The organism is Kurthia sp. Dielmo, assembly GCF_000307285.2.
GTDB classification, from domain to species: Bacteria; Bacillota; Bacilli; order Bacillales_A; family Planococcaceae; genus Kurthia; species Kurthia populi.
Window position 1 is genome coordinate 355425 of sequence record NZ_HE578959.1, and the last position, 23289, is coordinate 378713.

Genomic DNA, 23289 nt, shown 5'->3' on the forward strand with positions numbered 1-23289 from the left:
ATATTCCTCCTCACAAGCAACTATTTTGCTGCTGGTTGATTTGCAATTGCTTCATCCATTAGCTTCGTACGATCGTCTTCAGAGATTTCTTTTAACGCCTCGTTTACTTTTGCCTTTAAATCACTGCCTTGCTGTAAGCCAACTGCAATTGCTGTATCCTCTTTACTTGTTTTAAAGCCATCTGTAAATTCAACCATTGCAAAATTATCGTTTGCGGCTGCTGCAGATACACCTTCTGGACGCTCTGAAACGTAACCATCAATTTTACCTGACTCTAGTGCTACACGCATTGCCGGAAAGTTATCCATGGCAGATTGCTTTTTCACACCATTAATTTGATCAATTACTGAATAATGGAATGTATTTAATTGTGCAGTGATTTTAGCACCGCTGAAATCTGCTAATGACGTAGCATTTTCATATTTACTACCTTTTTTCACAACCATTACAAGGTTAGATGTGTAATACACATCTGAGAAATCAATTGTTTTTAAACGCTCTTTTGTTGGCGACATACCTGCTACAATCGCATCAATCTTACCTGAAGTTAATGCGGGAACAAGTCCATCCCATTCTGTTTTCACAATAACTAATTCCTTACCTAATTTATCTGCTACCTTTTGTGCGATCGCAACATCGTAACCACCCGCATACTCAGAACCATCTTTAATTTTCACGGCGCCATTTGAATCGTCCTGTTGTGTCCAGTTAAATGGTGGATAACCTGCCTCCATCCCTACTGTAAATGTATCCTTTGAATCACCAGAAGATTCTGACTTATCAGAATCTGAAGCGCCACATCCTGCTAACGCAAGAACGAGTACAAGCATTAAGCCTACTAACCATCCTGTTTTCTTCATCCTACTCTCTCCTTTTTTGTCATTAATTAGTTATTAGGACTAAACAAAAAAGGACCTGAGGTAAACTCAGGCCCCTAAATTATCTTTAGTCCCAGAATCCTCACAACATTCCAAATTGAGATAGCACAACTCACTTAAGGTGGAAACTCAAGCGAGACAGTCCTGCAATTGTTCACTGCAGACCCAGCACATGATGTTGAGAAATCGTCATGCACTTCGGCGATAGTCCCTCATCAATCGTTTCATAACTCTTCTCTAGCTCATCGATTGTATCTTGACTTATCGCGCCTCTACCTCACGAAGCTGTGAGGCATTTATTCTAATTTATGAGACTAAATATACAGGAATGTTGTTTTTATGTCAATATAATTTGTCATAATATTTTTATTTTTCTAAACAATTTCGGTATTTACGACCTAATCATGCACATAAATGACTTCATTCCTTCGTATTTAATTAATTTTTATTTCTTTTTCAATGACATTACCATAGCGAATATAGATTGTATCTTTTTCGTTGATTTGCCATTTATTGAGGGCATAGTCTGTAGCATTGTCTGCTGTTACTGTTAGAACCGGTCTATCCCCTGTTGAAAATTTGCCATTTTCATCATAGTCCAAATACAAATCACCTGCTTGAACGGTATTTTCATATTCCTCTGCATCTGCCCATTCACGCGCTTTTTGAGTCATTCGAACCGTCGCATTACTATTTTGAGATAGTGTAAAGCGTTCTACTTTTGGATCTTTCCCGGCTTCCTCTGACGTATAAAGTACATCCTTATAGCCGATTGTTGCCGGAGCTGTTAATGTGGGTACATCTTTTGTATCAATGCTTGTAATTGCCGGTCTCGTTGCCGGGCTATAAATTGTTCGCGTACGAATTAATTTATCATTTTTATCGTAAATATAAACCGTTGTATAGCCATTTCGTAAAAATGTCACTGGTGCATAGTTAATACGTCCAATCGTATACTCACCAGTTGTCCCACCATCAATCGATAGCATCGCTGGATTATAGCGTACTTTATAGCCACTAACATCTGCTTTTGGTACCTCACCCGCGTATTTTCCATTCACATCTTCATAGTGCCATGTTAAATCATTTAAATTATTAAAGTCGATTTCCGCCTTTGCTGGAAGCTTACTCGTCGTCAGTACTGTCTGTGCAAGTGTTTTCCCACTCGCATTTTTATAATAAATCGTTCCTTTTTGACCGGCAGTAATTGGCGTTAATGACGTATACACTTCAGCGCCTGTAAATGTTTTTATCGGTGCGTAGCGGAATGAGATTGTCTTTGGATACTGAATGATCGATTTATTTGTAGCCTTGTAATAAGGGTCTCCGTATTGGTCTTTTTGTGTTGCACGAAGCCCTGAAACAGCGAGTGGGTTAATATCCTTCTCTATATAGGCCTTATACGTTTTCGGTGCCGTAATCGTTGTTAGTTTCCGCTTACTATCCACCACATTCACTGTAAAGGATTGCATATAGTTCCCAGCCTTGACTGTGATTTTTGCTTTCCCTGCCTTTTTCGCTACTAAATGTGGTGCAATAATAGGCAGTGAATCTTCACTACTAGCGTCCTGTAGATCCTCGTCACGGAATGAAATAACAGACGTATCCGAGCTTGTATAGGTTAGATTTGCACCATTCACACGGAGCCCTGGGTTAGCAAACTGTGCAGTAGAAACATAGCCTAGTTCACCGACAACTAATGTTTTAGTTGGTGTCATTTGATAGTTGTAGTAATCTTGTCGAACTTTTAGATAAATTTCATCTGTTGCTACTTCCTCTTTTGGATTGTAAGCAGTAAAACGAATTTTCGTATCTAGCTCGCGCTTCTTACCATTCTTCTCGACACTTACATGAAGTGGGTACACCCCTTTGTTCGTCGTAGCAAGTTCCCCTGTTGTCGAGGTGGTGCCTTCCGGAAAGATTGCTTGCTGTGCTGTAAATTTTATATCATAGCCCGCTCCTTTCCACTCCTTGACACTCTTTTGAGTAGCACCAATCTGCAACGCCAACGTATTTTCCTCACCCGGCTCAAATGTATCATTCGCAAGTGCTAAACTCGCCTGCGTTAAATCATAGTTTAACGTAAAGCTTTGATTACCAATTTGAATGGCAATGTCTTCATCAAGTGCTACAGGTGTATTCAATAACCAAACAGAATTATCCTCTTCACTTTGTATATAACCTTTGCCTTTTACGTTTTTCCCATTCACCCGAATTTGCTCTTTCAATAACCAACTCGTATCTTCTCCAAGCACTTGAAGACGATTCAAATCAAGCATCGAAACCGAGTCAATCGTCACTATAGGCACGCCTTGATTGAATTTCACTGGGTACGGGCTCGCATCACCATCCGCAAGCTTGCCGTCCTTATAATAGTAAAGGCCTTTATAATCCGTTAATTCTTGGCTTACCTTACCATAAAAATAAAGTGTTCCTTCATATAGATAGCTTCCTTGTGGTGCACGACCCTCTACAAATAAATGACCATCTCTTAGTTGTGTCGGTGCCGCAGTATCTAACTTGCCATCTTTAAATAAATACTGCTTTGTAGCATCCATTTTTTCACCTGTCGATAAATGGCCTTTTTCATATAAATAGTAGAGGCCCGCTTTTTGATATACCTTTTCATCCGCGCTACTTAAACGACCATCCACATATAAATACTGTAAGTCCTTTGTCTGTACATTCCCTTGCGCTAAAAAGCCATTTTTAAATAGAAGTGTATTATTACGCGCTTTTTTCGTACCACTTTTTAGCTGTGTATCATAATAAAGACGCATTAAATTTCCTTCGCCAACAATGGCATAGCCCGTATTTAATACACTATTACGATACAATTTGTTATTCCAATAAACATATCCTTTATTTAATTTGCCGTCCTTATACAATTTTCCTTTGTAGAATGCATATCCTTTTACTACTTTTTTCGTCGTTGCATCAATCAATACACCATTTTTCAATTGGTACGTTGCAGCTTGCACAGGCTGTAAGGTGATTGCTGATGACATCATAAAGGCTAAAATGGTAGAAGCGATGAGTCTTTTCCATTTCATAAAAACACCTCCCTATTTTGTATAAGATTTAATATTTTATTTTATTGTAAAATATTCTCTATTTGCGGACAAGATGACAAGGTTCCATACAATAGATAGTCTTTAATACTTATTTTATTAATAGATACATGAAAAGATAGTATGTCTAATCATGTATGAGAAAGGGTATAAAAAAGTGAAAAGCTTTTTATGTGATTTTACTAAAATGCTTGTTATAATAGCGATATAGTGAGGTGATAATATGACGTTTGGAAGCCACATTGACGCAATGCAACATCTTATGAATGACATACATAAAGCACGCGAAAACTTACGAAAAAAAATGGGTGAGGTGTATTTAACGTCTCAAAGCTGGTATGCCCTGCAACAATACAAAGCGACCTTAGAGAAGTGTGAGCAAATGTTTGATTTTTGCTTTGAATTAACCCTATTACATAATGAAATGACAGATGATGCGAGTCAAAAAATCATTTATAAGTCGGTGCAAAATCGAATGATGGATTTTATTGGCTATGTTGCTTTCCAGCAGCATTTATTAACGATTTGGCAAGAAAGTGATATTACACCAGCGATTTTAAAGCTAGGCAAGCGTATCCAACAAACTTTAAACAGTGCGGCTAGTGATTTAAAACGCTATTTGAAATTACCAGATGATGATAATGATACAATGCCTCCACCTAATGTATTAAATTGAAACTTTTTTACTTTTTAAACGTACATATATGTATCACCATCTGAAGGAGAAATGTTTTTTGAAACGTTGAACAACGATCTTGCTCTTTTTTTCGTATTTTTTAATGCTTAGTCATGCGTACTATCAAACCATCGCTGAGCATTCACCTACAACAGCTAGTCAATTACAATTTATAGCTGTTGACCAAACCGTGACACGGTAAAAAAGAACAAGCATCTGTCGCATCATATGCTATTTTTAAAAGCATTATTATCTTAATCGAACGGATTATTGCGACACAAAAGCTTTATATTTATGGGAATCGACATTATCAATCCTGGCTATAAAGCAAAAACGAGAAGCGCACAAGTAGCCGCTTCTCGTTTTTTATTTGTTATAATTTGTTCCAATTTTATGGAGCTCTACAATTTTGCCACGTTGAAACAGCGAATTATATGTATAATCTATATCATATTCAATCGTATCCGTTGTATCAATACGCTTTTGAAATTGCTCGTCGATTTCATATGACTCATCATCGACGACTAAATAGTACGTATCATTCTTTTGCACAATATTTTCTTGTGTGATGCTCGTCCTCATCTGTCCTTCACTATGGAAAAACAAATAATTCACCGTAAAGAATAATAAGCCACCTATTCCTACAAACACAATGCTCTTCAGCCATTTATTCATAAAAACACCTCCCGTTATGTAATATTTTACCATAAAAGGAGGTTGTATTCATTAAGCTTTTGATGAAGATTCTACATCATCATGAATATTCATCTTGTAATGAATGATTGCCGTTACGAGCGCAAAAATACACGTGCCATACAATGTAATAGAAATTGATGGCATAAAGGCATCCAATAGCCCAATTAAACATAAAGCTAATATGTAATCAATGACGAAATCAAGTCCTGCCTGATATTGTTTTTCTAATAGTTCGAGTTCCACTAATACACTTGGAATCGCACCAATAAAAAAGGCAATAATAAAATCAAATACACCATATAATACAATGAATAATATACCCATCCATAAGGATGTATATTGCAAACCTAAAATTTTTAAGGCAAAAAATTCAATCACTCCTACCCCAATAAAAAGGAGTGCTACCACAAAGAGGCTCGCAGAAATTGCGAATTTTTCTTTCATTTATTAATCCCTCACTTCGTTACTAGCATAACAAGACTATCGACTAAATTCCATAAAAAAAGATAACCTGCCAATTAACACAATAATTAACAATTTATCATTAAATTTGGCATGCTATTATTATCAACTACTAACAAAATTTTATGTGAGTACTGTCGATTCACACAAAAGGGAATACCACTTTAAGTCTGAACGCTTAAAAAAAGAATAATCGTTCATGCTCATTCTTCTACTATATCATTTTGATACACTTTTGATAGGAGTGAAGAATATGAAAAAATGGATTATTAGTTTATCATTTGCAGCCTCTATGTTAGTCGCCGCATCTTCTGCATCAGCAGAAAGCATTACAGGGGACATCCCATCGGAGAGCAGTATTGCGAAATTTATTGTGAAGCATCCGCTTGCGAAATCACAGCCTCAAAAATATGTAACGCCCCCAACTTCAACGACAGTCAGCAAAACAGAGAACACCGCTGCGTTGAATTCCGTAAATCTAGTACGATATTTAACAGATTTACCACAAGTCAAAGAGAATAAAAACTTCTCAAACTTAGCACAAAACGCTGCATTTTTAATGAACAAAAACAATCAGCTGGCGCACCAAATTCGAGTGCCGCAAGGGATGTCCAGTACAAGTAAAACGTATAAAAAAGGTGCATTTGCTGGACTTGCTAGTAATATCGGCGTTGGGTATTACAATATCCAGCAATCGATTTTAAATGGCTACATGATTGACAGTGGTGGTAATAAGACCGCCATTGGTCACCGTAAGTGGTTGTTAAACCCTTCTATGCGCTCAATCGGCTTTGGTAAAGTTGGTAGTTATACAGATACATATGTTTTTGATAATAAAGCAGCTGTCCATCAACAACTACCTGGCTATTATAATTGGTCAAAAAAAGATTTACAGGAACCAGGGGGCTGGGGGCTTGCTGAAAAAAATTATAGCAATGCTAAAATCGCATGGCCTGCTCAGCGTATGCCTATTCAATTAATGACACAAGATACCCCATTCTCTGTATCACTCGGCAAAAATTATACGATTTCAGATCGTGTTAAAATCACGATGAAAACGAGTAAGAAATCCGTAACAATTGATTCAAAAAATTTAAAGAATGGCCAGCATTATAGTGTCAGCTCATCAGGATATGGTTATATGAATGCGATTGTATGGCATGCTAAATTAGGCGATTTTAAATTTAAGGATAATGAAGTGTATACCATTAAAATTTCGGGCTTATTGAAAAATAACAAAGCCACCACGATTAGCTATAAGGTTCGTTTCTTTGATTTAGAAGATTCATTTGCAAAACCAAGCTATCCAACGAAAATCACGTTGAAAAAAGGAAAATCATATACATTTAGCAATTTAAAACGTTTAGATTTCACAAATAGTGCAAATGTTGATTTAACAGTTAGCAATACAAAATCATTAAAAAAAGTTAGCAATTATACATTTAAATCGTTGAAAAAGGGTACTGCCTACGTAACCGTAACGAATAAAGTGCATCATCAAACGAAGAAAATTAAAGTTGTTACAAAATAATCAAAAAACACCGCTTCCATTGGAAGTGGTGTTTTTTAATTACCTTACAAATTGTTTCGATACCCAGCCAGTGCTTCTGCTACCGCTGTCATATACTTCATACCAACCATCTGCTTCACCTGTTACATCCAAATAGGTACCATTTTCAAGTGACGTTACTTTACTATAGCCCTTTCCTGGTCCAGAACGCAGTACTAATGTGCTACTTCCTGTATTGACAACAACTGTACTCGGTAATGAAGGTTGTGAAACGACAGGTTGCTGTGATGACACGTAGCTACTATGCACCCAGCCCATGGCGCCATAGCTATCAACATAGACCTCATACCAGTTGCCTTGACGACCGAGTAAAGTCATACCAGTCGCATTCGGTAAAGATTTGCTTAGACGCTTACTACTCGTTTGGCTAGGGCCTGTACGTAAAAACAGTCCAGCGTTTGATTTTCCTGTATTGACATAGACATAGCCATTTACATAATGATACGGCTCATTTTGTGCCGCATTTGGGTTCACTACAGGTGTCTGTTGCTTTACTGTTACTTTCTCCGCTTTTGCAGCCTGTGCTTTTTTCTCTTCAAGAGAGGCTTCTTTTTTGTCCTTTTTCGCCTGTTCTTTTTTCTTACCCTCTAACTGGTAATATACTTTGTCGCCTTTTACCGTACCTAATTTTTTCGCATCTCTTGCAAGTGTTTGCTTTAGCTTTTTGAGCTCTTGCTTTTCATTTTTAGTCGCTTCACTATCATTTAAGCGCATCGCCTCTGACAAACGAATACTACTCCGTATTGTCTCGTGATACGTTTCTGCTAAAGCAAGCTCCGGTGCATCATCTTTCCATTCACTTGTTGACGATGCTTGTAAAAAATAAGACTCAAAGAAATTTAACGCCATATCTCCATTCGAGCCTGTTGTATAAGACTTGTCTAGTACAGAATCTAAGAAATCATTTAGTTTTTTCCCTTGATTGTCCACGGCCGAGCCATAGGCCTTCGTATACCTTTGCGCATAGGTTGTTAAAGCATCTGTTTTGGCACGCGAATCCTCATAAGAAGCATCACTTAATTTTTTGATTTCCTCTTTATAATCTTTAGGAATCGACTCATCTTGCGGGGCTGCTTGCTGACTTTCATTTGATTTTTCTTTTTCAGAATTACATGCTGTTAATACAAGGGTGGTTGCTAATAATGCTGCAACCCCATACATTTTTTTCATTTATCCATCCACCTCACTTAACAGCATTATACCAAAACACGTCCTTTGTTTGTTATTTTTTACAATTTTTATCATTAATAAGAGCCTATTTTTTATTTTTTCATAAAAAAAGAGAGCCGCTTCTTCAGGCTCTCTACTTTTCTTCGACTTCCTTTAAACATTTGCATAAATTTCTTGGTTTTTCTCACGAAATTTTTCATTATGTGATGATACCATTGCTACTTTATTGGCTTCAGGGTTCATATATAATTTCGCACTATTCACCGCAAGAACTGCATCTTGGAATGTGCCGAGCAATAAATTCACCTTATCCTCATATGTGACAATATCCCCTGCACCAAAAATTCCTGGAACTGTTGTTTGACATTTGCCGATGCTTTGCAAATAATAATTATCTTTGCATTCCGGGCGAATGTCTTCATCAAATTCAAGGGATACTTCACGATCATACCCATGACTAATAATAACATCATCTATATTAAACGTCGTATTATCACCATTTTGACAAACAGTCACTTGTTCAATCGCCGTTTTTTGCTCATTTGACTGTAGGGATACAAGCTCAGAATTTAGCATAATTTCCACGCCATTTTCACGTAGATTACGCACCTGCGCCTCATGTGCCGTCAATTCCTCTTTACGGTAAATTAATGTCACTGATTTTGCAATTGGTAAAAGCTCAACTGCCCAGTCTACAGCACCATTACCGCCACCAGAAATTAATACATCATGATTACGGAAACGTTCGATGCCTTTAATCGTATAATGTAAATTTGTCATTTCGTATTTTTCAGCACCATCGATTGCTAGTTTAATCGGCTTATAAATGCCGCCACCTGTTGCGATAATAATTGTTTTGGAATAATGCTGTGCGCCATCATTTGTTTCAATCACGAAGTAATCTTGTTCTTTACGCACATTTTGCACCTTTGTTTCTAAACAAATCGTTGGATCAAATGTCTTTGCTTGTGCTACAAGATTTTCGACGAACTGCGCTGCAACGATTGGTGGCTGACCACCGACATCCCATAGCATTTTTTCTTGAAAAATATTAACCTTACCACCTAAAGTGGGTTGAAACTCAATAATTTTCGTTTTCAAATCGCGTAGACCGCTATAAAAAGCGCTATATAAGCCAGCAGGTCCTCCACCAACAATCGTTACATCAAATAATTCCATCGAATCGCTCCTCATTAAATTAGTTCGTATGATAAACAGACAGGCTTATCTGTTTTTGGGTCGCGTACAATTGTTGCATCAATATTAAATACTTTCGCAAGAATTTCCGGCTGCATCATTTCCTCCACACTACCTTGCTTCACTAATTCCCCATTACGTAAAGCAATCAGGTTATGTGAAAAACGCGCCGCATGATTTAAATCATGCAATACCATAATAACGGTGCGGCCTTGCTCTTCATTTAATTTTTTTAGTAACTGTAAAACTTCTAGCTGATGCGCCATATCTAAATAAGTCGTTGGCTCATCTAAGAAAATAATATCGGTTTTTTGTGCAAGTGCCATCGCAATCCACACACGTTGGCGCTGGCCACCTGATAAGGTATCTACTTCACGATATTTATAGTCTAGTGTGTTGGTTACTTCAAGTGCCCAGTCAATGATTTCATAATCTTCATTCGTCAGCTTTGAAAAACCCGATTGATGTGGGAAGCGACCATATGACACAAGTTCTCCTACTGTTAAACCTGCTGGATTTTCCGCAATTTGCGGTAAAATTGCTAAGCGCTTAGCAAGCTCTTTTGTTTTGTAGTTAGCAATAGCCGCACCATCTAAATAAATCGAGCCGCTACTATATGGAATAATACGAGTCATTGCCTTTAATAACGTCGATTTTCCGCAACCATTCGGTCCAATAATCGTCGTAATTTCGCCTTCTTTGAAACTTAAAGAAACATCACGTACAATTTTTGTTTTCTCATAGCCAACATCTACATGCTCTACCAAAATGTCGTTCTTCATTTAGAAAATTCTCCTTTAAACAAAAAGAGATTGCCTTACGCATGCAAGTACAATCTCTAATTTAACGCTTATTTTGCTAAAGCGTCTGTAATTTCTTCAACAATTTTTGTATTCGCAATCGCACCTGTGTATAGCCAAGGAGATTCTGTACCTAATTTGTGTAAATTACCCGATTTTACAGCTGGAATTGTATTCCATAGTTTGTCGCTTAATGCCTTTTTACTTGCATCATCATCTGATTCAATTAAGAATAAGTGGTCAGCATCCATTGTTACTAGTTTTTCTAATGAAATTTCGCTCCAGTTACCTGTTGCTTTTTCAGAAATTTCTTTTACAACTGCTGGCACTTTTAAGCCAAGGTCATTGTACATAACATCTCCGCTTGAAAGATTATCTGATACGATGAAGAATTTACCGCCAGTTACCCAAACAGCTGCAGTAGATATGTCGCCTGCTTTATCTTTAATTTCTTTTTTTGCTTCAGCAGCTTTGTCTTCGTAATCAGCTAACACTTGTTTTGCTTCCGCTTCTTTACCAAATACTTCGCCCATTTTTGTTAATTCATCGCGCCAATCATTGTTTACTTCTTTACCGATAACATAAGTTGGTGCAATTTTATTGTATTGATCGTATTTATCGCCCTCTACCATAGAAGCTGAATCCATTACGATTAAATCTGGTTTAAAACTTTGAACGGCTTCAAGTGGTAAATCGTACGAAATTGTTGGAATATCTTTTAATTCCTCTTGTAAGTAATCTTGCACGCCATTTGTAACAGACCACTGCGCTACTGGTGTAATACCTAAAGCAACTAAATTATCTTCTAAATACGTTGCGATAACGCGTTTTGGTTGTTCAGGTACTTTTACTTCATGGCCCATTGCATCTGTTAATGTACGTGTTTTTGTTGCTTGATCTGTTTGCTCTGTTTTTTCTTTATTATCTGAAGAAGAATTCGAGTCGTTACCACACCCCGCTAATACTAAAGCTAATGCTCCTGCGCATGCGAAACCAAATTTTTTCATTTTAAAAGCCATTATTGAATTCTCCTAACTATCTATTTAAGTTTTAAGTAGTTTATTTTCATTTACTATAATGTTATAATTCCTCATATGATGATAATGAAAATCTTTCTCACTTAAGATAAAACAAATTTTTTATTATGTCAACACATGAATCCAGGAGTTATTACTATGAACGAAAAAAATCTTTTAGTTATTTAGCAAGTCACTATCGTTCTTCTTTTAGATGGATTGCAACAATCTTCCTTATTATACTTGTACTTTTTGCTGTTGCACTTTCTATTCGATTTGGGGCTAGTGATTTAACGTATAAAGGAATTTGGGATGCGCTATTTCATTATGATGAAACAAATAGCGCCCATGTTATCTTGCATGAATTACGCCTACCACGCGCCATTGCAGGTCTTTTAGTTGGCGCAGCACTTGCCGTATCAGGTGCAATTATGCAAGGTGTGACGCGAAATGCTTTAGCTGAGCCTTCTATTTTAGGGGTTACAGCAGGCGCTGGGTTTATGCTTTCCATCGCATACGCGGTAACAAAAGCACCTGACTTCTCAACACTTGTGCTGTTTTCATTTATCGGCGCTGGAGCAGGAGCTGCACTTGTCTTTACATTAACGGCTATCGGTAAAGGTGGCATCACACCGGTGAAGCTCGCACTCGCCGGTTCTGCCATTACAGCTATGCTCAGTGCCTTATCAACAACAATTGGCTTAAAATATGATGTCGCAAAAGACATTAGCTTTTGGTACGCTGGCGGCTTATCTTCTATCCAGCCCATACATGTACAAGTAGCCGTACCATTTATTGTTGCTGGTCTTTTGCTCGCATTCTTCCTATCTAAATCCATCTCTGTCATGAGTTTAGGAGAAGAGGTCGCGAAAGGACTTGGTCAACGCACAACACTTATCCGTATTTTATGTACCATTGTTGTACTTTTACTAACAGGGGCCGCTGTATCAATTGCCGGCATTATTGGCTTTGTTGGCCTTGTTGTACCGCATATTGTCCGCGCCATTGTTGGTGTCGATTATCGCTGGATCATTCCGGTATCTGCCATTGTTGGTGGCTGTCTGCTACTCTTCGCAGATATTTTAGGTCGTATAATTATGAGTCCATTTGAGACGCCAGTTGGTGCGATTACCGCAATTATAGGCGTACCATTCTTCTTATACTTGGCACGCAAAGATGGAAGAGGTTTATAATGCAAAATTCATTACGCAAACATTCAAGTCGATTTTATTTCTATTTAGTTGCCTGTCTCGTGTTATTAGTTGTCGCGATGTTTATTAGCATCAATACAGGCTATATTCAAATTTCATTTTTGAGCTTCCTTCAAACAATGGTTGGACTTGGCAACCCAGAGGATGCCATGACTATTTTTGACTTCCGTATGCCACGCATTACGATGGCGATTTTAGTCGGCATGGGCATCGCTGTCTCAGGTGCTATTTTACAAAGTATTTCAAGCAATCCGTTAGCTGACCCCGGTATTTTAGGGATCAACTCAGGAGCGGGCTTCGCCATTGTACTCTATACATTTTTCTTTCAAAGCTTTGTTGCTACAAACTCAGCATTTTTTGTGTTTTTAAAACCCGTTGTGGCATTATTTGGTGCACTGCTTGCAGCATTTCTTATTTATACACTCGCATATCGTAAAGGAAGGATTGCACCCACTCGCATGCTTTTAATTGGGATTGGGATTAATGCCGCATTTAGTGCCGGTATTACAATTTTTCAATTACGCATGGAGCCAGTTGATTTCACACGAACACTCGTCTGGCTATCAGGCTCAATCTATGCAACGTCTTGGACATTTGTTTTAGCATTACTGCCATGGCTTCTTATTTTACTACCAATCGCCTTTTATAAATCCCGTACACTCGATATTATTTCACTAAATGAAATGTCTGCTATTGGTGTCGGTATTAATGTCAATAAAGAGCGAAAATGGCTATTAATTTTAGCGGTGCTTTTAGCAGGTAGCTGTGTAGCCGTTGGTGGTGGCCTGACATTCCTTGGACTGATTGCACCACATATTGCACGTCGTTTAATTGGTCGTTCACATATGCGTGTACTACCGCTAAGCGCACTAATCGGCGCATTACTCGTTGTTGCATCGGATACGATCGCACGTATCGTCATCGCACCTGCAGAATTGCCTGTTGGGGTCATCTTATCGATTGTCGGTGCACCATATTTTATTTATCTACTATTAAAAACACGCAATTAAAAAAGAGGCTGACCGTTTCCCTTGGTCTTAGCCTCTTTTTTTATGCCTTCTTCAGCATATCTACATGTGGAATATCATCTTCTAAATACGTTTCAGAAATAACTTCAAAGCCAAACGAGCCATAAAATTTGCGTAAATAATCCTGTGCTTGGATTTTAATCGTCGTTTCATGAAGCTCATCTTCTAAAAAGCGTAATGCTTTCTTTAGTAATTGCTGTGCTAATCCTTGTCCGCGGTAGTTTTGCTTCACAAGAACGCGTCCAATCGATGCCTCATCATAGGATACACCTGCCGGTAGCACACGTAAATATGCCACAATTTCACCGTCCTGCTCTTTAAATAAATGATACGAAGCAAAATCTTTGCCATCTAGTTCTGGATATGGACATGCCTGCTCGACAACAAATACATCTGTACGCTCCTTCAAAATAGCATACAATTCCTTCGTTGATAATTCATCAAATTTTTTGATTGACCACATTGTCATCATCCTTTACAGCTTTTTACTTCGTCATTATACCATGCTTAGTGCTAACACATCTTCACGCTGCGATAACGGTAATTTTGTATCGATTAGAAGTGTACAAAAAGCAGTATAAACATCTTCTATCGCCTTATCAAAGAGTGCCGGTGGAATCAGCTTACTCCATTGTTGGGCTTCATCATGCGTATACAAATGCATACCCGCGTCCGATTGCGTAATTAAAAACGTTACAGTAGAATCTAAAAATAAAATATCATTTACCCCATCATATTCTTTATAGGTTTTTAGCGCCTTAAGTAACCCACAAACATCAGTGGTGCTCTCTTCGAAAAATAATTCACCATCTAAATAGACGACTAACTTTCCATCAAAGTAAAAATTATCTGCTTGGCTTTTTAAATTATGCCATGCAAACACAGCTGCCCTAGGATCTGTGAGCGCAACATCCTCATCTAACGCCAAAGAGATCATTTCCGTTTCCTCGTCATATTCAATGGGCGGCAGTAAAAGCTCCATACGCATCTCTTTCACTGTCTCTGCCTGATGCTTGAATTCGATAGAGGCAAGCTTCCCCTTTGCAAATGAAAATACAGCATTATAATACGTATACACAGCTGTAGGTTGCTTTCGTAGAATCTTAAAATATGTACCGCCATAAATCGTTAATTTCTTTCGACGTTCGAAATCGTCACGGGTAAAACGCAGCGTCGCAATTTGTTGATTTGCATCAAGTCCAACCTCACAGCCGACATCTTTTAGAAACACCTTTTCAACAACAGGCTGCGGTGTAATCGTAAAAATAGTGCTTTCTTTCGAATGATATATCGTCATGGGTGACCTCCATTTTTAATTAATAAACTCGCTGTGTAGTGTACTACCATGGTATAATTATACATAATATCCCTTTAAAGGTAGTGTTTAGATGCACGATCCGAAAAGCTGCACCGTCAAGAAGCCGAAAAAAATCCAGGTGGTACTTTAAATGACAGCATCAACCAACCTGTTAGAGCCGGGACAAACTAGAAAGCTACACTTTCCATTATTGTCATATTGGTGATTGGTTATGTCATTTATCAATTATTGTTTTAATCTAGGTAGACATCATGGCACGATGTCTGCCTTTTTTATCTTTTCTAGCCCCAATATTATTATGTTAAACTTATTCAATACATTCTTTTCGTAAGGAGTGAAAATAATGAGATGTGTAAACGAAGATTTTTTTAATGAAGACTATTTTACGTTACTTGATGTCGCTTTTAAGCTATCCGACTTTTTTGAGTTCACGATTAAAGAAGAGTCCATTAAAGTTAATGCCGACAATGTGTTGAATGAAAATCTCTTAGAGGAAACCTATTCAATTGTGCTAGAACCGCTAGATGAATTTTTAATCAAACGAAAAGTGCATCGTTATGGAAATATTGCGCATATATATGGCTCTGAACGAAAATCACATGTTTTTCGCTATAAATCCATTCGTCGTGCGAAAGAAGTACTTAAAACCTTTACAAATCATGCATTTGGTTGGGAAATGGGCGAACTCCCTGAATATTTAGCCTTCTATTCCAATGATAAACCGTTATTTGTCATCGTTGAAGATGAAGCCGAGATATGGTTTTACGATGAAAGTGAAGCGGAATTAATTCCAACATTAATCGAACGTCTATCTACATAGCATTATATGCTTACATCATTAAAAAAAGAGGCTGCGACAAAACACGTCATGTTCCGTTTTTTCTTATGCTCATAGGAGAGGGGATTTCTACACGTATGTCAAAGCCTCTTTTATCTATTTCATTGCTAACTTCACCGACACAGGCAGTATTTCTTCAAAAACACCTGCTGGATTAAGCTGCAATAATGTTTCACGAACATCTTGCTCAAATGCTTGTATGCGTGCTTCACTTCCTAAAAATTGTTTTAGACCGTAAGATGTTGAGTAATGATTGCCTAAAATAGCGTCAATTGTCCACGTATATGTATAAGGAGCTAATGAATATTGCTGTAAGGTAAAAGCAGATTCCTCAATTACCGTTGCATGGCTTTTTACTGGATGCGTATACGTTGTATTACCGGCTCTGCGCTCTGCTCCGTACCATTTCTTCACAACTTGTTTAAATGCCTGCTCCCAAGGCGTTATTTCTTTATCCGGTATGTACTGATCAATAAGTGCTACGCCACCACCTGATTGAATCAGTGGATAAAGTGTATGTAACAGCGCTTCGCGGTTCATCCAATGAAAAGATTTTGCCATTGTTACAAGCTGAAGTTTATCTATAGACTGATGCGCTAAAAACTGTACGAGGTCTCCATTGAAAAAATGTACATTTGAGACGCGAAGCAGCTCTTTTTTGCGCATTGCCTCACATAGCATTTCCTTATCCGTATCAATGCCTATGACCTCGTCAAACCAATCGAATAAACGAAAGGAAATTTCTCCGGTGCCACAGCCAATATCCAGCAGTTTCTGCTGACCATTATCAGCAAACTTCTCTACTAAAAAGCGAATGAGATGTGCCGGATACACTGGTCGATACTGTGCATAATACGCTGCTGCTCCTTCAAATAAATTTTCACCATAATTTGTCATATACTTTCCCTCACTCATAATAATTTTCCAATTACCAACTATTAATATTTGTACTATTTTTGACTTTTACCCACTACGCATTTCTTGCATCGTTGGAAAATTTAACGCAACGACCCAATAGTGTTTTTCTCATTATTATTTTAATAATATGGGTACTATTCTTGAACTACCCCCACTTAGCCATTCTTTGAACGTTGCTTGAAGTGGGAGATTCCTACGAACAGTGCTTGCTTGTTTCCAGTTGCTCGAAACAGCGGCTTCACTTTTTTTAGTAGGCTATCCCCGTAGTTCCTACGGTTGTTGCTTTAAAAGTCTTAACCCTTCGATTAAGATATTCTTACTTGCATTAATATCTCGGTCTAGTGTCGTACCACAAGCTGAACAAGTCCACACACGAATAGCCAATGGTTTCTTGCCATCTCGATGACCACAGGCATGACAAAGTTGGCTCGATGGGAAGAATCTGTCGATTTCGACAATTTGTTGACGATGAATAATAAATTCTGCCAGTACTTTATCTTTTTCCGTTACACGCGCATATGCCGCTGATTGTTCATTGATTAAATCTACATTTGGCGACGGCTCAAACTGCTGTGTCGTGAAAAAGAATGGCACACGCTTCGTTAATAAAAATGCATCCCAAAAACGAAAATGACCCATAATCTCTGCAATGCTCCATTTATCAGGTGCAATCTTCCTGCGCCAATCATCCTCTGATAAACGCTGTAATGTTTCTGCAAATGTTATTGATAGGCGTTGATGCTCTATTAATGTATTAATCATACTCTAACAACTCTCCTTCTGGTGCGACGAGCTCCAACTTCATACGATCAGGTCCCTCAAAAAACACTGCATAATAAGCTGGTCCTCCAGCATATGGATGACGATCTTCATATAAAATTGTCGCGCCTCTTGCACGCAATTTTATTGTCATATCATCTACATGCGCTCGAGATTTTGCATGAAATGCTAAATGATTAAGCCCCACTTGACCTCGGTGATAAGGTGCATCTAGAAATTGTGGCTGCGTTTGCGCAAATACGAGGTAGGTTTCCCCGTATTTCCAACTTTGGCCATCTTCCCATGTTTGATACAGCTCATAGCCTAAATCTGCTAAAAACCATTGCCAAAAAGATAAGGCTTCTTTTAAATTTGAGACATTTATTTCAATATGATGCAACACGTCTGTCACCTCTACTTAGCGAAAAAAATAGTATTATTTACAGTATACCCTATTTTTTACATATTCACTGTGTGATATACTGTCTAATTTTTGGGTCATTGATTTGATCATCTTGTGCAAAAAGTAAGAGCTTCGCCATAATCTCTGCTGTTTTCGGGTCCTCATCAACAAACGGTAAAAAGACACGTCCACGATGCTGCGATGGAATGGTCGCAATCGGAATCATCGTGCCACCCTGCTGATGTACATGACCACTTCCAAGATGGAGACTATAGCTACCTAGCTGGCCATCAATCAATACATGTGGCGATTTTACTGTAATATGGTCAAAGCCAAATAATAAAGCAACCTCCTCTGCAATTACTGCACGCATTTCAACCGTTGAATGACTTGCCTCAGGGTCCACTTCACCCACATGTGCTACACTCGCTACTAAATCCAAATCACGCATCATTTCACTGAAATAAACCGGCGAAAGCGACTCGATTTTCTTACCATTACCTGTCATACGCTCTGCAAAATAAACCGTGCCAATTGTAGGGGCTTCAACATCTGCTGGCGTATAGTCGTCATATGTGAAATCCAAATAAGTTACTACATTATACGCATAAGAAATTTGACGAACCGGCTCATAGTACCCTATTTCCCATTTACGTGCACGGAGAAGCGCAACAGCTTTTTTCGGTTGGATTTGATGGCCTTCAAAATGTGTTGTTTTCATCTGCTCAAGCTCATCTGCAGTCGCTACATAAAACTCACGGAATAGCTGTTTAAATGGCTGTTGCCATTCTTCGTTATAAACGAAATGTTGCCACTGTCTCCAGTTTTTAGCCGCGTAAAAATGGGCTGGATGCGCAATCATCAGCTGACCACTAATTGGAAGTCGATGATGTTCAACAGAATAAAAATCATCCGTCAAATAGAAGAACTGCTCCCCCTGTTTCCAAACAAGTTGCGTCAATAATTCCCGTAATAAAGAATGCTGAAGTAATTTCTTCACGATGTCACTATCAAAGACCGCTTCCTCACACATTGCTTCTTCTAGCTCGCTACGCGCACGTCGATATTGCTCCGTTGCTTCTTTTTTTGCTTCCTGAATTTCCATTACAATCGGATGCTTTTTAAGTCTCGCTGGTACATTTTTGAGTAATTTATCTTGTTTACTAACTTGTAGCACCACTTTTTCGCCCTCTCGTACAAGCTGTAGCGTCACATCTTCTACTTCCACTGGCTCGAAGTATGGTTGAATTTTTGTTAACCACTGCGATAGCTCCATCTCCCACATGAATTGCTTCACATTCCCCCTACCAACTTGCTGTGCTAAATTAGCAATAGCCATTTGTGCAGCTTTCGTCTCACTTGCACGACGCTGTGCACCAAATTTTTTACTTTCCTTCGCAAATTTTTGGAAATACATATAACGTTCTGTCGCCTGTTCTTTATCAACCGGTAACAGACTATAGGCACGTAGTTTATCTTTATTACGCTTCGCTTCAATTTCACTACGTAGTTCTTCACCGTCTAATTCACCAAGTGTCGCTTTCGCATACATTTGTGCTCGACGATGATTCCCACCAGATGCACTATATTTTGCGGCCTCATAAACAATCGCAAAGCGCTCAGGTCCAATTTCATCATAAGCTGTTAAAAACCAATGCCGATCAAATGCGCCATCTTCAAATTCATCCGCCTCAATGGCACTATATTCTTTCATGTGAGCCTTTTCAAATTCATCCGAATACTCTGATGTATGCGCCACAAAATACCAGGCAACATTCGCAAGCCCTTTCCAGCCGACAAATTCACTAAGGAGTGGAAGCCATGTCGTATTATAAAGCATTGCCTCAATTAATCGTTCGTTTGTAAACTGCGCTTTTTCCAGTGCTTTAAAAACATAGTCCTTTGCCTCTTCTGTATCTGGTTGTGTCTTCTCTAGTAACGTCGACAAGCTATCCTTTCGAACACTTGCTGAATAAACATAGTTACGACTTAACTTTTCATTACCTAATGCCGTTAGAATAGCTACAAAGTAATCGATACCATAAATCCTGCCAAGAGATGACACTAACCCTGTTAAAGGCGCTTCCAAATCACCGCGTGCAATTTCTCCTGCGATGACATCTGCGCTTATCTTATGTACACAAGCGCGCACCTCATCCGCTTTTTTGCTCACAGCAATTTCCTTTTTAGAATACTCGAGGTCCAACAGACGGTAATACTTATGCTCGATAAAATAGCGTAAATGTGCGGGAAGAACCATATCCAACTCATGCGCGAAAAGGAAATTATGCTGCGAGAGATGTTCAAATGCCATTTCTGGTGCTTCGTCTAATTGCTGATTTGTATAAAGTAACTGTGCAAGCTCTCTTCCATAATAAAGTTGTCGATCAACCGCAGCAATAAGACTTCGAATAAAGGTCACTTCTCGGCTCTTTGACAAACTTCCCTCATAATAGGTATTAACAAAATCGCTACCTTTTGCCTGTGTAATATAATCTAGCACTAAGCCATTGGCAAATGTCGAAAACGGAATCAGTGCATCAAAATGTGCCCGTAGCTCTTTTTGAAGCGGTCCCTCACCACGCTGCACACTAAATTCTAGTAGCGTACTAATTTGCTGCATATAGAGTCCTTGTCGTAGCTCACGAAAAGCACTTTCAGGGTCTAAGCCAGCTAAAAATTGTTCATTAAAGGCGATATCTTCCGTATTTCGGGCAAAGTGGAAGTTACGTGCAATCGCTTGGAATGTGTAATAAATATATAAATCTGTTGATGTCAATTGACTATCCTTTAGCGCTGTCGTCCAAACTTCTGCAAGGGGTAAGCCATCGATAGAATAAAAATCATAATCCTCCCCGTGTTTACGCGTTAAATTATTGCCAATGAGCCTCGTTTCAGTCGTTCCTGTATACATTTCTACCTCATACGTCTCATTTGCATACTGCTCAATCACTCGTTGTAGGTGCCCAAATTTTTCGCGTAATTTTTTAAGATCATAGTGAGCAAACTGCTTTAATGTAAATGGAACGGACTTATCAAATTCAAAGCTAAAGACAATTGGCGGTAGCTCAGCTTCTTCTACAGCCTCCTCTTCAAGCAGTGACAGGAAATGTTGCTCCTTTTCGGTTGGCTCTGGTAGCTGTGCAATAAATGGCCCTACTTGTATATCATCTTTTATTTCAACAAGTAACTCCAGTGAGCCTAAGCGAATCATTTCATTTTTATTCGTTAATAAATGACTTGCATAGCGCTTAATGTCTTCAAGTGGCTGTTTTTTGAGTAGCTTAATCACTGCCTGACGCATCGTGCCAGACTTTTGTTTTAAAAGCGTTTCCGCTGCATCTGCAAATTCTACAAGTGGAAAGGCATATGCATCGAGCATATCAAGCGCATCTTCACGCGTTGCACTACTACGGTCTTTTAAAGCTTGTAAAATAAACGAAAGGTTTGGCTTGTAGACTGTGACAATATGATAAAAATAAGCACGGTCATCTACGGCCCATTTAGGAACCTGTGCCGCAACTTCTTCAAGCGCCACATCATCTTTTAACGTAATAAAGAGTGCGGTCTTTAAACGACGGAGCTTTCCTTTATTTAATTGGATAGCTAAAAATGGAAACGGTGCATGGTCACTCACCCAATCTTCTCCATTAATTTGTTGTTCTACTAATTCTAGTTTTGCTAAAAGCTCTTTTGAGCGGCGCATGAGCCATGGATGATTTTCATGATAGCTTGTTAATCGGTTGGTAGCGTCAAAATTGTAGTAGCGACTAAAATACGGTAATTCCCCTACCACCATCGGATAAGCAAGAGCAAACGCTTGCAGTGTATCCGCTTCAAGTAAATAATCATATAAACGCTCACCAAGCTCATGGTGCATTCCTAACTGACTTAGCGCATAAAGTGTGACATGCTGGATATGAGGTGCCTGCTTTAATAATGAAGGTAGACGTTTTAAAACAAGCTCTACATCTTGACTAGCCATCAGCCATAGTCCGACATACACTTCCCTGCGCATTATCACTTTCAAGCAATGCTTCTTCCCCTTCTTTAAGCCCTTTTAATACCAGCTCTAAAATATGTTGTACCTTTTTCTTATCTTTTGCCTCATAGCCAAAGCCAAACCACACATCTACTGCACGGATAACCGATGAAAAACGTACAAAATCATTCTCTACTAGTAATTTTGTGAAAAAGCATTGTGCTTTAAATGTGCCTGAATCAATATTTTCAACGATGGCTTGACGTACACCTTCTTGATTTTGAGCAGCCTTGAATACATTCGCCAGAAGCTTGTACACTTCCTCATTCTCAGACATCATAATCGCCTGAATCAACGCATAGTCAAATAAAAGATGTGCCCCGTTTTTCCATAAAACATCCTCGACAAAGGCAATCGTCTCCTCATCTTCTTCATCTAAAAGTAACGCAAGGGCATACTTATATAATCCAGCTGGCGCTAAAATTTCATTATCCGCATTAACATAACATTTCGCCCCATTATCATACGTCATACGCGCTGTTGATTCGTAGATACCTTTCATATTGACGGCATAGCCTGCTAGTAATAGCCGAATCACTTCGATAATGGCATGATTATGTAGCATTGGATTATTCGGCGCACGGAAAGATCTACGCATATGCCCTTTTTGATACGGTAACTTTTGTAATAGCTGCATGATTTGCTGCCAGATTGTAAAACGTGCTTTATCTAACATACCTTCTAGCATTTTCGAAAATCGTCCAGTGAGTAATTCATCAAATGATTCAATTTCAAGCTTACGAAAACTAATTTCTAGCTCATAATACTGTACATTCTCACTATCTCTTAGTTGTTCCTCCATCACTAGCCACTTGTCCATACAGCTCCTACCTTCCCGCTAAAAAAGTTAATTTTATAAATGTCCAGGGCTCTGTGCTCCAATGAATCTCTTCATCCAATGAACTATACACATCACTCCCTTGTAAAACTTTAAATAGGCCATCCTCAAAAGCTTGAAGCATGGTATCAATTGCTTGAGTGTTGTCTACATCTGGGCGTTCAGCAACTGGTAAAAACTTAACATATCCTGTCGCTTCAAGGTCTTGCTGCTGTTCATCTGTAATAAAGCTAAGGAGCGGTGTTCCTTCATTATAGGTTGACACTTCTATTTGAACGAGCATCGTTAAAAGCTCGCGTAAGGTATGCGGTTTTTCAGGTAATTCATATGTCATCTGCTCTAGTTTCCGTGAACGCCCTAATGATTTTCGTTGTACTAGAATTTCCATCATGCATCCT

The 23289-nt window shown here is 38.6% G+C and carries 20 protein-coding genes, 2 pseudogenes and 1 riboswitch; of the genes and pseudogenes, 5 read left to right on the forward strand and 17 right to left on the reverse strand.

Annotation, left to right across the window (positions count from 1 at the left end; genetic code table 11):
- Positions 1 to 20: 20 nt before the first annotated feature.
- The gene (locus KTHG_RS12910) at positions 21 to 860 is read right to left on the reverse strand and encodes a transporter substrate-binding domain-containing protein (protein WP_139994067.1); all 840 of its coding nucleotides are present in this window, start codon (positions 858 to 860) and stop codon (positions 21 to 23) included.
- Between the two features lie 113 nt (positions 861 to 973).
- Positions 974 to 1161: riboswitch (Lysine riboswitch) on the reverse strand.
- 151 nt (positions 1162 to 1312) lie between these two features.
- On the reverse strand, positions 1313 to 3931 hold the full coding sequence (locus tag KTHG_RS12915) for a hypothetical protein (RefSeq protein WP_139994070.1): 2619 nt from the start codon (positions 3929 to 3931) through the stop codon (positions 1313 to 1315).
- A 241-nt stretch (positions 3932 to 4172) separates the two neighbouring features.
- Between KTHG_RS12915 and KTHG_RS12920 the strand changes: the two genes are divergently transcribed.
- The gene (locus KTHG_RS12920) at positions 4173 to 4625 is read left to right on the forward strand and encodes a hypothetical protein (RefSeq protein ID WP_139994072.1); all 453 of its coding nucleotides are present in this window, start codon (positions 4173 to 4175) and stop codon (positions 4623 to 4625) included.
- A gap of 366 nt (positions 4626 to 4991) precedes the next feature.
- Here the strand turns inward: KTHG_RS12920 and KTHG_RS12925 are convergent, their stop codons facing one another.
- Both KTHG_RS12925 and KTHG_RS12930 read right to left on the reverse strand, forming a co-directional pair.
- The gene (locus KTHG_RS12925; protein ID WP_126991319.1) at positions 4992 to 5300 is read right to left on the reverse strand and encodes a hypothetical protein; all 309 of its coding nucleotides are present in this window, start codon (positions 5298 to 5300) and stop codon (positions 4992 to 4994) included.
- A 51-nt stretch (positions 5301 to 5351) separates the two neighbouring features.
- The gene (locus KTHG_RS12930; protein ID WP_126991318.1) at positions 5352 to 5765 is read right to left on the reverse strand and encodes a YrvL family regulatory protein; all 414 of its coding nucleotides are present in this window, start codon (positions 5763 to 5765) and stop codon (positions 5352 to 5354) included.
- A 271-nt stretch (positions 5766 to 6036) separates the two neighbouring features.
- Here KTHG_RS12930 and KTHG_RS12935 point away from each other — a divergent pair, with 271 nt between their 5' ends.
- Complete coding sequence (locus KTHG_RS12935) at positions 6037 to 7314, forward strand: CAP domain-containing protein (RefSeq protein ID WP_186439599.1); 1278 nt, start codon at positions 6037 to 6039, stop codon at positions 7312 to 7314.
- 39 nt (positions 7315 to 7353) lie between these two features.
- On the opposite strand, the gene KTHG_RS12940 is transcribed toward KTHG_RS12935, so the two are convergent.
- The 4 genes from KTHG_RS12940 to KTHG_RS12955 form a co-directional block, all read right to left on the reverse strand.
- Positions 7354 to 8523, reverse strand: coding sequence for an SH3 domain-containing protein (locus tag KTHG_RS12940; RefSeq protein ID WP_139994076.1), 1170 nt, complete (start codon positions 8521 to 8523; stop codon positions 7354 to 7356).
- A gap of 153 nt (positions 8524 to 8676) precedes the next feature.
- Complete coding sequence (locus tag KTHG_RS12945) at positions 8677 to 9702, reverse strand: NAD(P)/FAD-dependent oxidoreductase (protein ID WP_126991315.1); 1026 nt, start codon at positions 9700 to 9702, stop codon at positions 8677 to 8679.
- A gap of 14 nt (positions 9703 to 9716) precedes the next feature.
- Positions 9717 to 10502, reverse strand: coding sequence for an ABC transporter ATP-binding protein (locus KTHG_RS12950; RefSeq protein ID WP_126991314.1), 786 nt, complete (start codon positions 10500 to 10502; stop codon positions 9717 to 9719).
- A gap of 68 nt (positions 10503 to 10570) precedes the next feature.
- Complete coding sequence (locus KTHG_RS12955; protein ID WP_139994078.1) at positions 10571 to 11539, reverse strand: ABC transporter substrate-binding protein; 969 nt, start codon at positions 11537 to 11539, stop codon at positions 10571 to 10573.
- A 122-nt stretch (positions 11540 to 11661) separates the two neighbouring features.
- On the opposite strand from KTHG_RS12955, the gene KTHG_RS12960 reads away from it, so the two are divergent.
- Entirely contained in the window at positions 11662 to 12729 is a 1068-nt protein-coding gene (locus KTHG_RS12960) for a FecCD family ABC transporter permease (RefSeq protein ID WP_370362773.1), read from the forward strand.
- Positions 12729 to 13757 carry a FecCD family ABC transporter permease gene (locus tag KTHG_RS12965; RefSeq protein ID WP_139994082.1) on the forward strand — a complete coding sequence of 343 codons (1029 nt, stop codon included), beginning with the start codon at positions 12729 to 12731 and terminating at the stop codon, positions 13755 to 13757. The genes KTHG_RS12960 and KTHG_RS12965 overlap by 1 nt, the downstream gene beginning before the upstream one ends.
- A gap of 40 nt (positions 13758 to 13797) precedes the next feature.
- On the opposite strand, the gene KTHG_RS12970 is transcribed toward KTHG_RS12965, so the two are convergent.
- Both KTHG_RS12970 and KTHG_RS12975 read right to left on the reverse strand, forming a co-directional pair.
- Complete coding sequence (locus tag KTHG_RS12970; protein WP_370323622.1) at positions 13798 to 14238, reverse strand: GNAT family N-acetyltransferase; 441 nt, start codon at positions 14236 to 14238, stop codon at positions 13798 to 13800.
- A 33-nt stretch (positions 14239 to 14271) separates the two neighbouring features.
- The gene (locus KTHG_RS12975) at positions 14272 to 15072 is read right to left on the reverse strand and encodes a hypothetical protein (protein WP_139994084.1); all 801 of its coding nucleotides are present in this window, start codon (positions 15070 to 15072) and stop codon (positions 14272 to 14274) included.
- Positions 15073 to 15436: 364 nt separating this feature from the next.
- Between KTHG_RS12975 and KTHG_RS12980 the strand changes: the two genes are divergently transcribed.
- Positions 15437 to 15913: a hypothetical protein gene (locus KTHG_RS12980; protein WP_139994086.1), complete on the forward strand. Its 477-nt coding sequence runs from the start codon at positions 15437 to 15439 to the stop codon at positions 15911 to 15913.
- A 114-nt stretch (positions 15914 to 16027) separates the two neighbouring features.
- Here the strand turns inward: KTHG_RS12980 and KTHG_RS12985 are convergent, their stop codons facing one another.
- The 7 genes and pseudogenes from KTHG_RS12985 to KTHG_RS13010 form a co-directional block, all read right to left on the reverse strand.
- A complete protein-coding gene (locus KTHG_RS12985) occupies positions 16028 to 16828 on the reverse strand; it encodes a class I SAM-dependent methyltransferase (RefSeq protein ID WP_186439600.1) in 801 nt (266 codons plus the stop codon).
- Between the two features lie 291 nt (positions 16829 to 17119).
- Positions 17120 to 17308 (reverse strand): annotated as a pseudogene (locus tag KTHG_RS22155) (zinc ribbon domain-containing protein); the annotation flags it as partial.
- Positions 17309 to 17317: 9 nt separating this feature from the next.
- A pseudogene (locus KTHG_RS22160) lies at positions 17318 to 17611 on the reverse strand (DinB family protein); the annotation flags it as partial.
- Positions 17604 to 18011 (reverse strand): VOC family protein, encoded by a 408-nt coding sequence (locus KTHG_RS12995; RefSeq protein WP_222424345.1) that lies wholly within the window; start codon positions 18009 to 18011, stop codon positions 17604 to 17606. The pseudogene KTHG_RS22160 and the gene KTHG_RS12995, both read right to left, overlap by 8 nt.
- Positions 18012 to 18075: 64 nt before the next feature.
- Complete coding sequence (locus tag KTHG_RS13000; RefSeq protein ID WP_186439601.1) at positions 18076 to 21996, reverse strand: DUF4132 domain-containing protein; 3921 nt, start codon at positions 21994 to 21996, stop codon at positions 18076 to 18078.
- The gene (locus tag KTHG_RS13005; protein ID WP_139994096.1) at positions 21989 to 22873 is read right to left on the reverse strand and encodes a DUF5724 domain-containing protein; all 885 of its coding nucleotides are present in this window, start codon (positions 22871 to 22873) and stop codon (positions 21989 to 21991) included. The genes KTHG_RS13000 and KTHG_RS13005 overlap by 8 nt, the downstream gene beginning before the upstream one ends.
- Before the next feature lie 7 nt (positions 22874 to 22880).
- The gene (locus tag KTHG_RS13010; RefSeq protein WP_139994098.1) at positions 22881 to 23279 is read right to left on the reverse strand and encodes a hypothetical protein; all 399 of its coding nucleotides are present in this window, start codon (positions 23277 to 23279) and stop codon (positions 22881 to 22883) included.
- Positions 23280 to 23289 lie beyond the last annotated feature (10 nt).

What these genes read in the sequence shown, in the direction of transcription:
- KTHG_RS12910 (WP_139994067.1), bottom strand. Translation starts at nt 860, where the DNA reads ATGAAGAAAACAGGATGGTTAGTAGGCTTAATGCTTGTACTCGTTCTT.
- KTHG_RS12915 (WP_139994070.1), bottom strand. Translation starts at nt 3,931, where the DNA reads ATGAAATGGAAAAGACTCATCGCTTCTACCATTTTAGCCTTTATGATG.
- KTHG_RS12975 (WP_139994084.1), bottom strand. Translation starts at nt 15,072, where the DNA reads ATGACGATATATCATTCGAAAGAAAGCACTATTTTTACGATTACACCG.
- KTHG_RS12920 (WP_139994072.1), top strand. Translation starts at nt 4,173, where the DNA reads ATGACGTTTGGAAGCCACATTGACGCAATGCAACATCTTATGAATGAC.
- KTHG_RS12940 (WP_139994076.1), bottom strand. Translation starts at nt 8,523, where the DNA reads ATGAAAAAAATGTATGGGGTTGCAGCATTATTAGCAACCACCCTTGTA.
- KTHG_RS12930 (WP_126991318.1), bottom strand. Translation starts at nt 5,765, where the DNA reads ATGAAAGAAAAATTCGCAATTTCTGCGAGCCTCTTTGTGGTAGCACTC.
- KTHG_RS12945 (WP_126991315.1), bottom strand. Translation starts at nt 9,702, where the DNA reads ATGGAATTATTTGATGTAACGATTGTTGGTGGAGGACCTGCTGGCTTA.
- KTHG_RS13005 (WP_139994096.1), bottom strand. Translation starts at nt 22,873, where the DNA reads ATGGACAAGTGGCTAGTGATGGAGGAACAACTAAGAGATAGTGAGAAT.
- KTHG_RS12985 (WP_186439600.1), bottom strand. Translation starts at nt 16,828, where the DNA reads ATGACAAATTATGGTGAAAATTTATTTGAAGGAGCAGCAGCGTATTAT.
- KTHG_RS13010 (WP_139994098.1), bottom strand. Translation starts at nt 23,279, where the DNA reads ATGGAAATTCTAGTACAACGAAAATCATTAGGGCGTTCACGGAAACTA.
- KTHG_RS13000 (WP_186439601.1), bottom strand. Translation starts at nt 21,996, where the DNA reads ATGGCTAGTCAAGATGTAGAGCTTGTTTTAAAACGTCTACCTTCATTA.
- KTHG_RS12955 (WP_139994078.1), bottom strand. Translation starts at nt 11,539, where the DNA reads ATGGCTTTTAAAATGAAAAAATTTGGTTTCGCATGCGCAGGAGCATTA.
- KTHG_RS12965 (WP_139994082.1), top strand. Translation starts at nt 12,729, where the DNA reads ATGCAAAATTCATTACGCAAACATTCAAGTCGATTTTATTTCTATTTA.
- KTHG_RS12925 (WP_126991319.1), bottom strand. Translation starts at nt 5,300, where the DNA reads ATGAATAAATGGCTGAAGAGCATTGTGTTTGTAGGAATAGGTGGCTTA.
- KTHG_RS12935 (WP_186439599.1), top strand. Translation starts at nt 6,037, where the DNA reads ATGAAAAAATGGATTATTAGTTTATCATTTGCAGCCTCTATGTTAGTC.
- KTHG_RS12950 (WP_126991314.1), bottom strand. Translation starts at nt 10,502, where the DNA reads ATGAAGAACGACATTTTGGTAGAGCATGTAGATGTTGGCTATGAGAAA.
- KTHG_RS12980 (WP_139994086.1), top strand. Translation starts at nt 15,437, where the DNA reads ATGAGATGTGTAAACGAAGATTTTTTTAATGAAGACTATTTTACGTTA.
- KTHG_RS12970 (WP_370323622.1), bottom strand. Translation starts at nt 14,238, where the DNA reads ATGTGGTCAATCAAAAAATTTGATGAATTATCAACGAAGGAATTGTAT.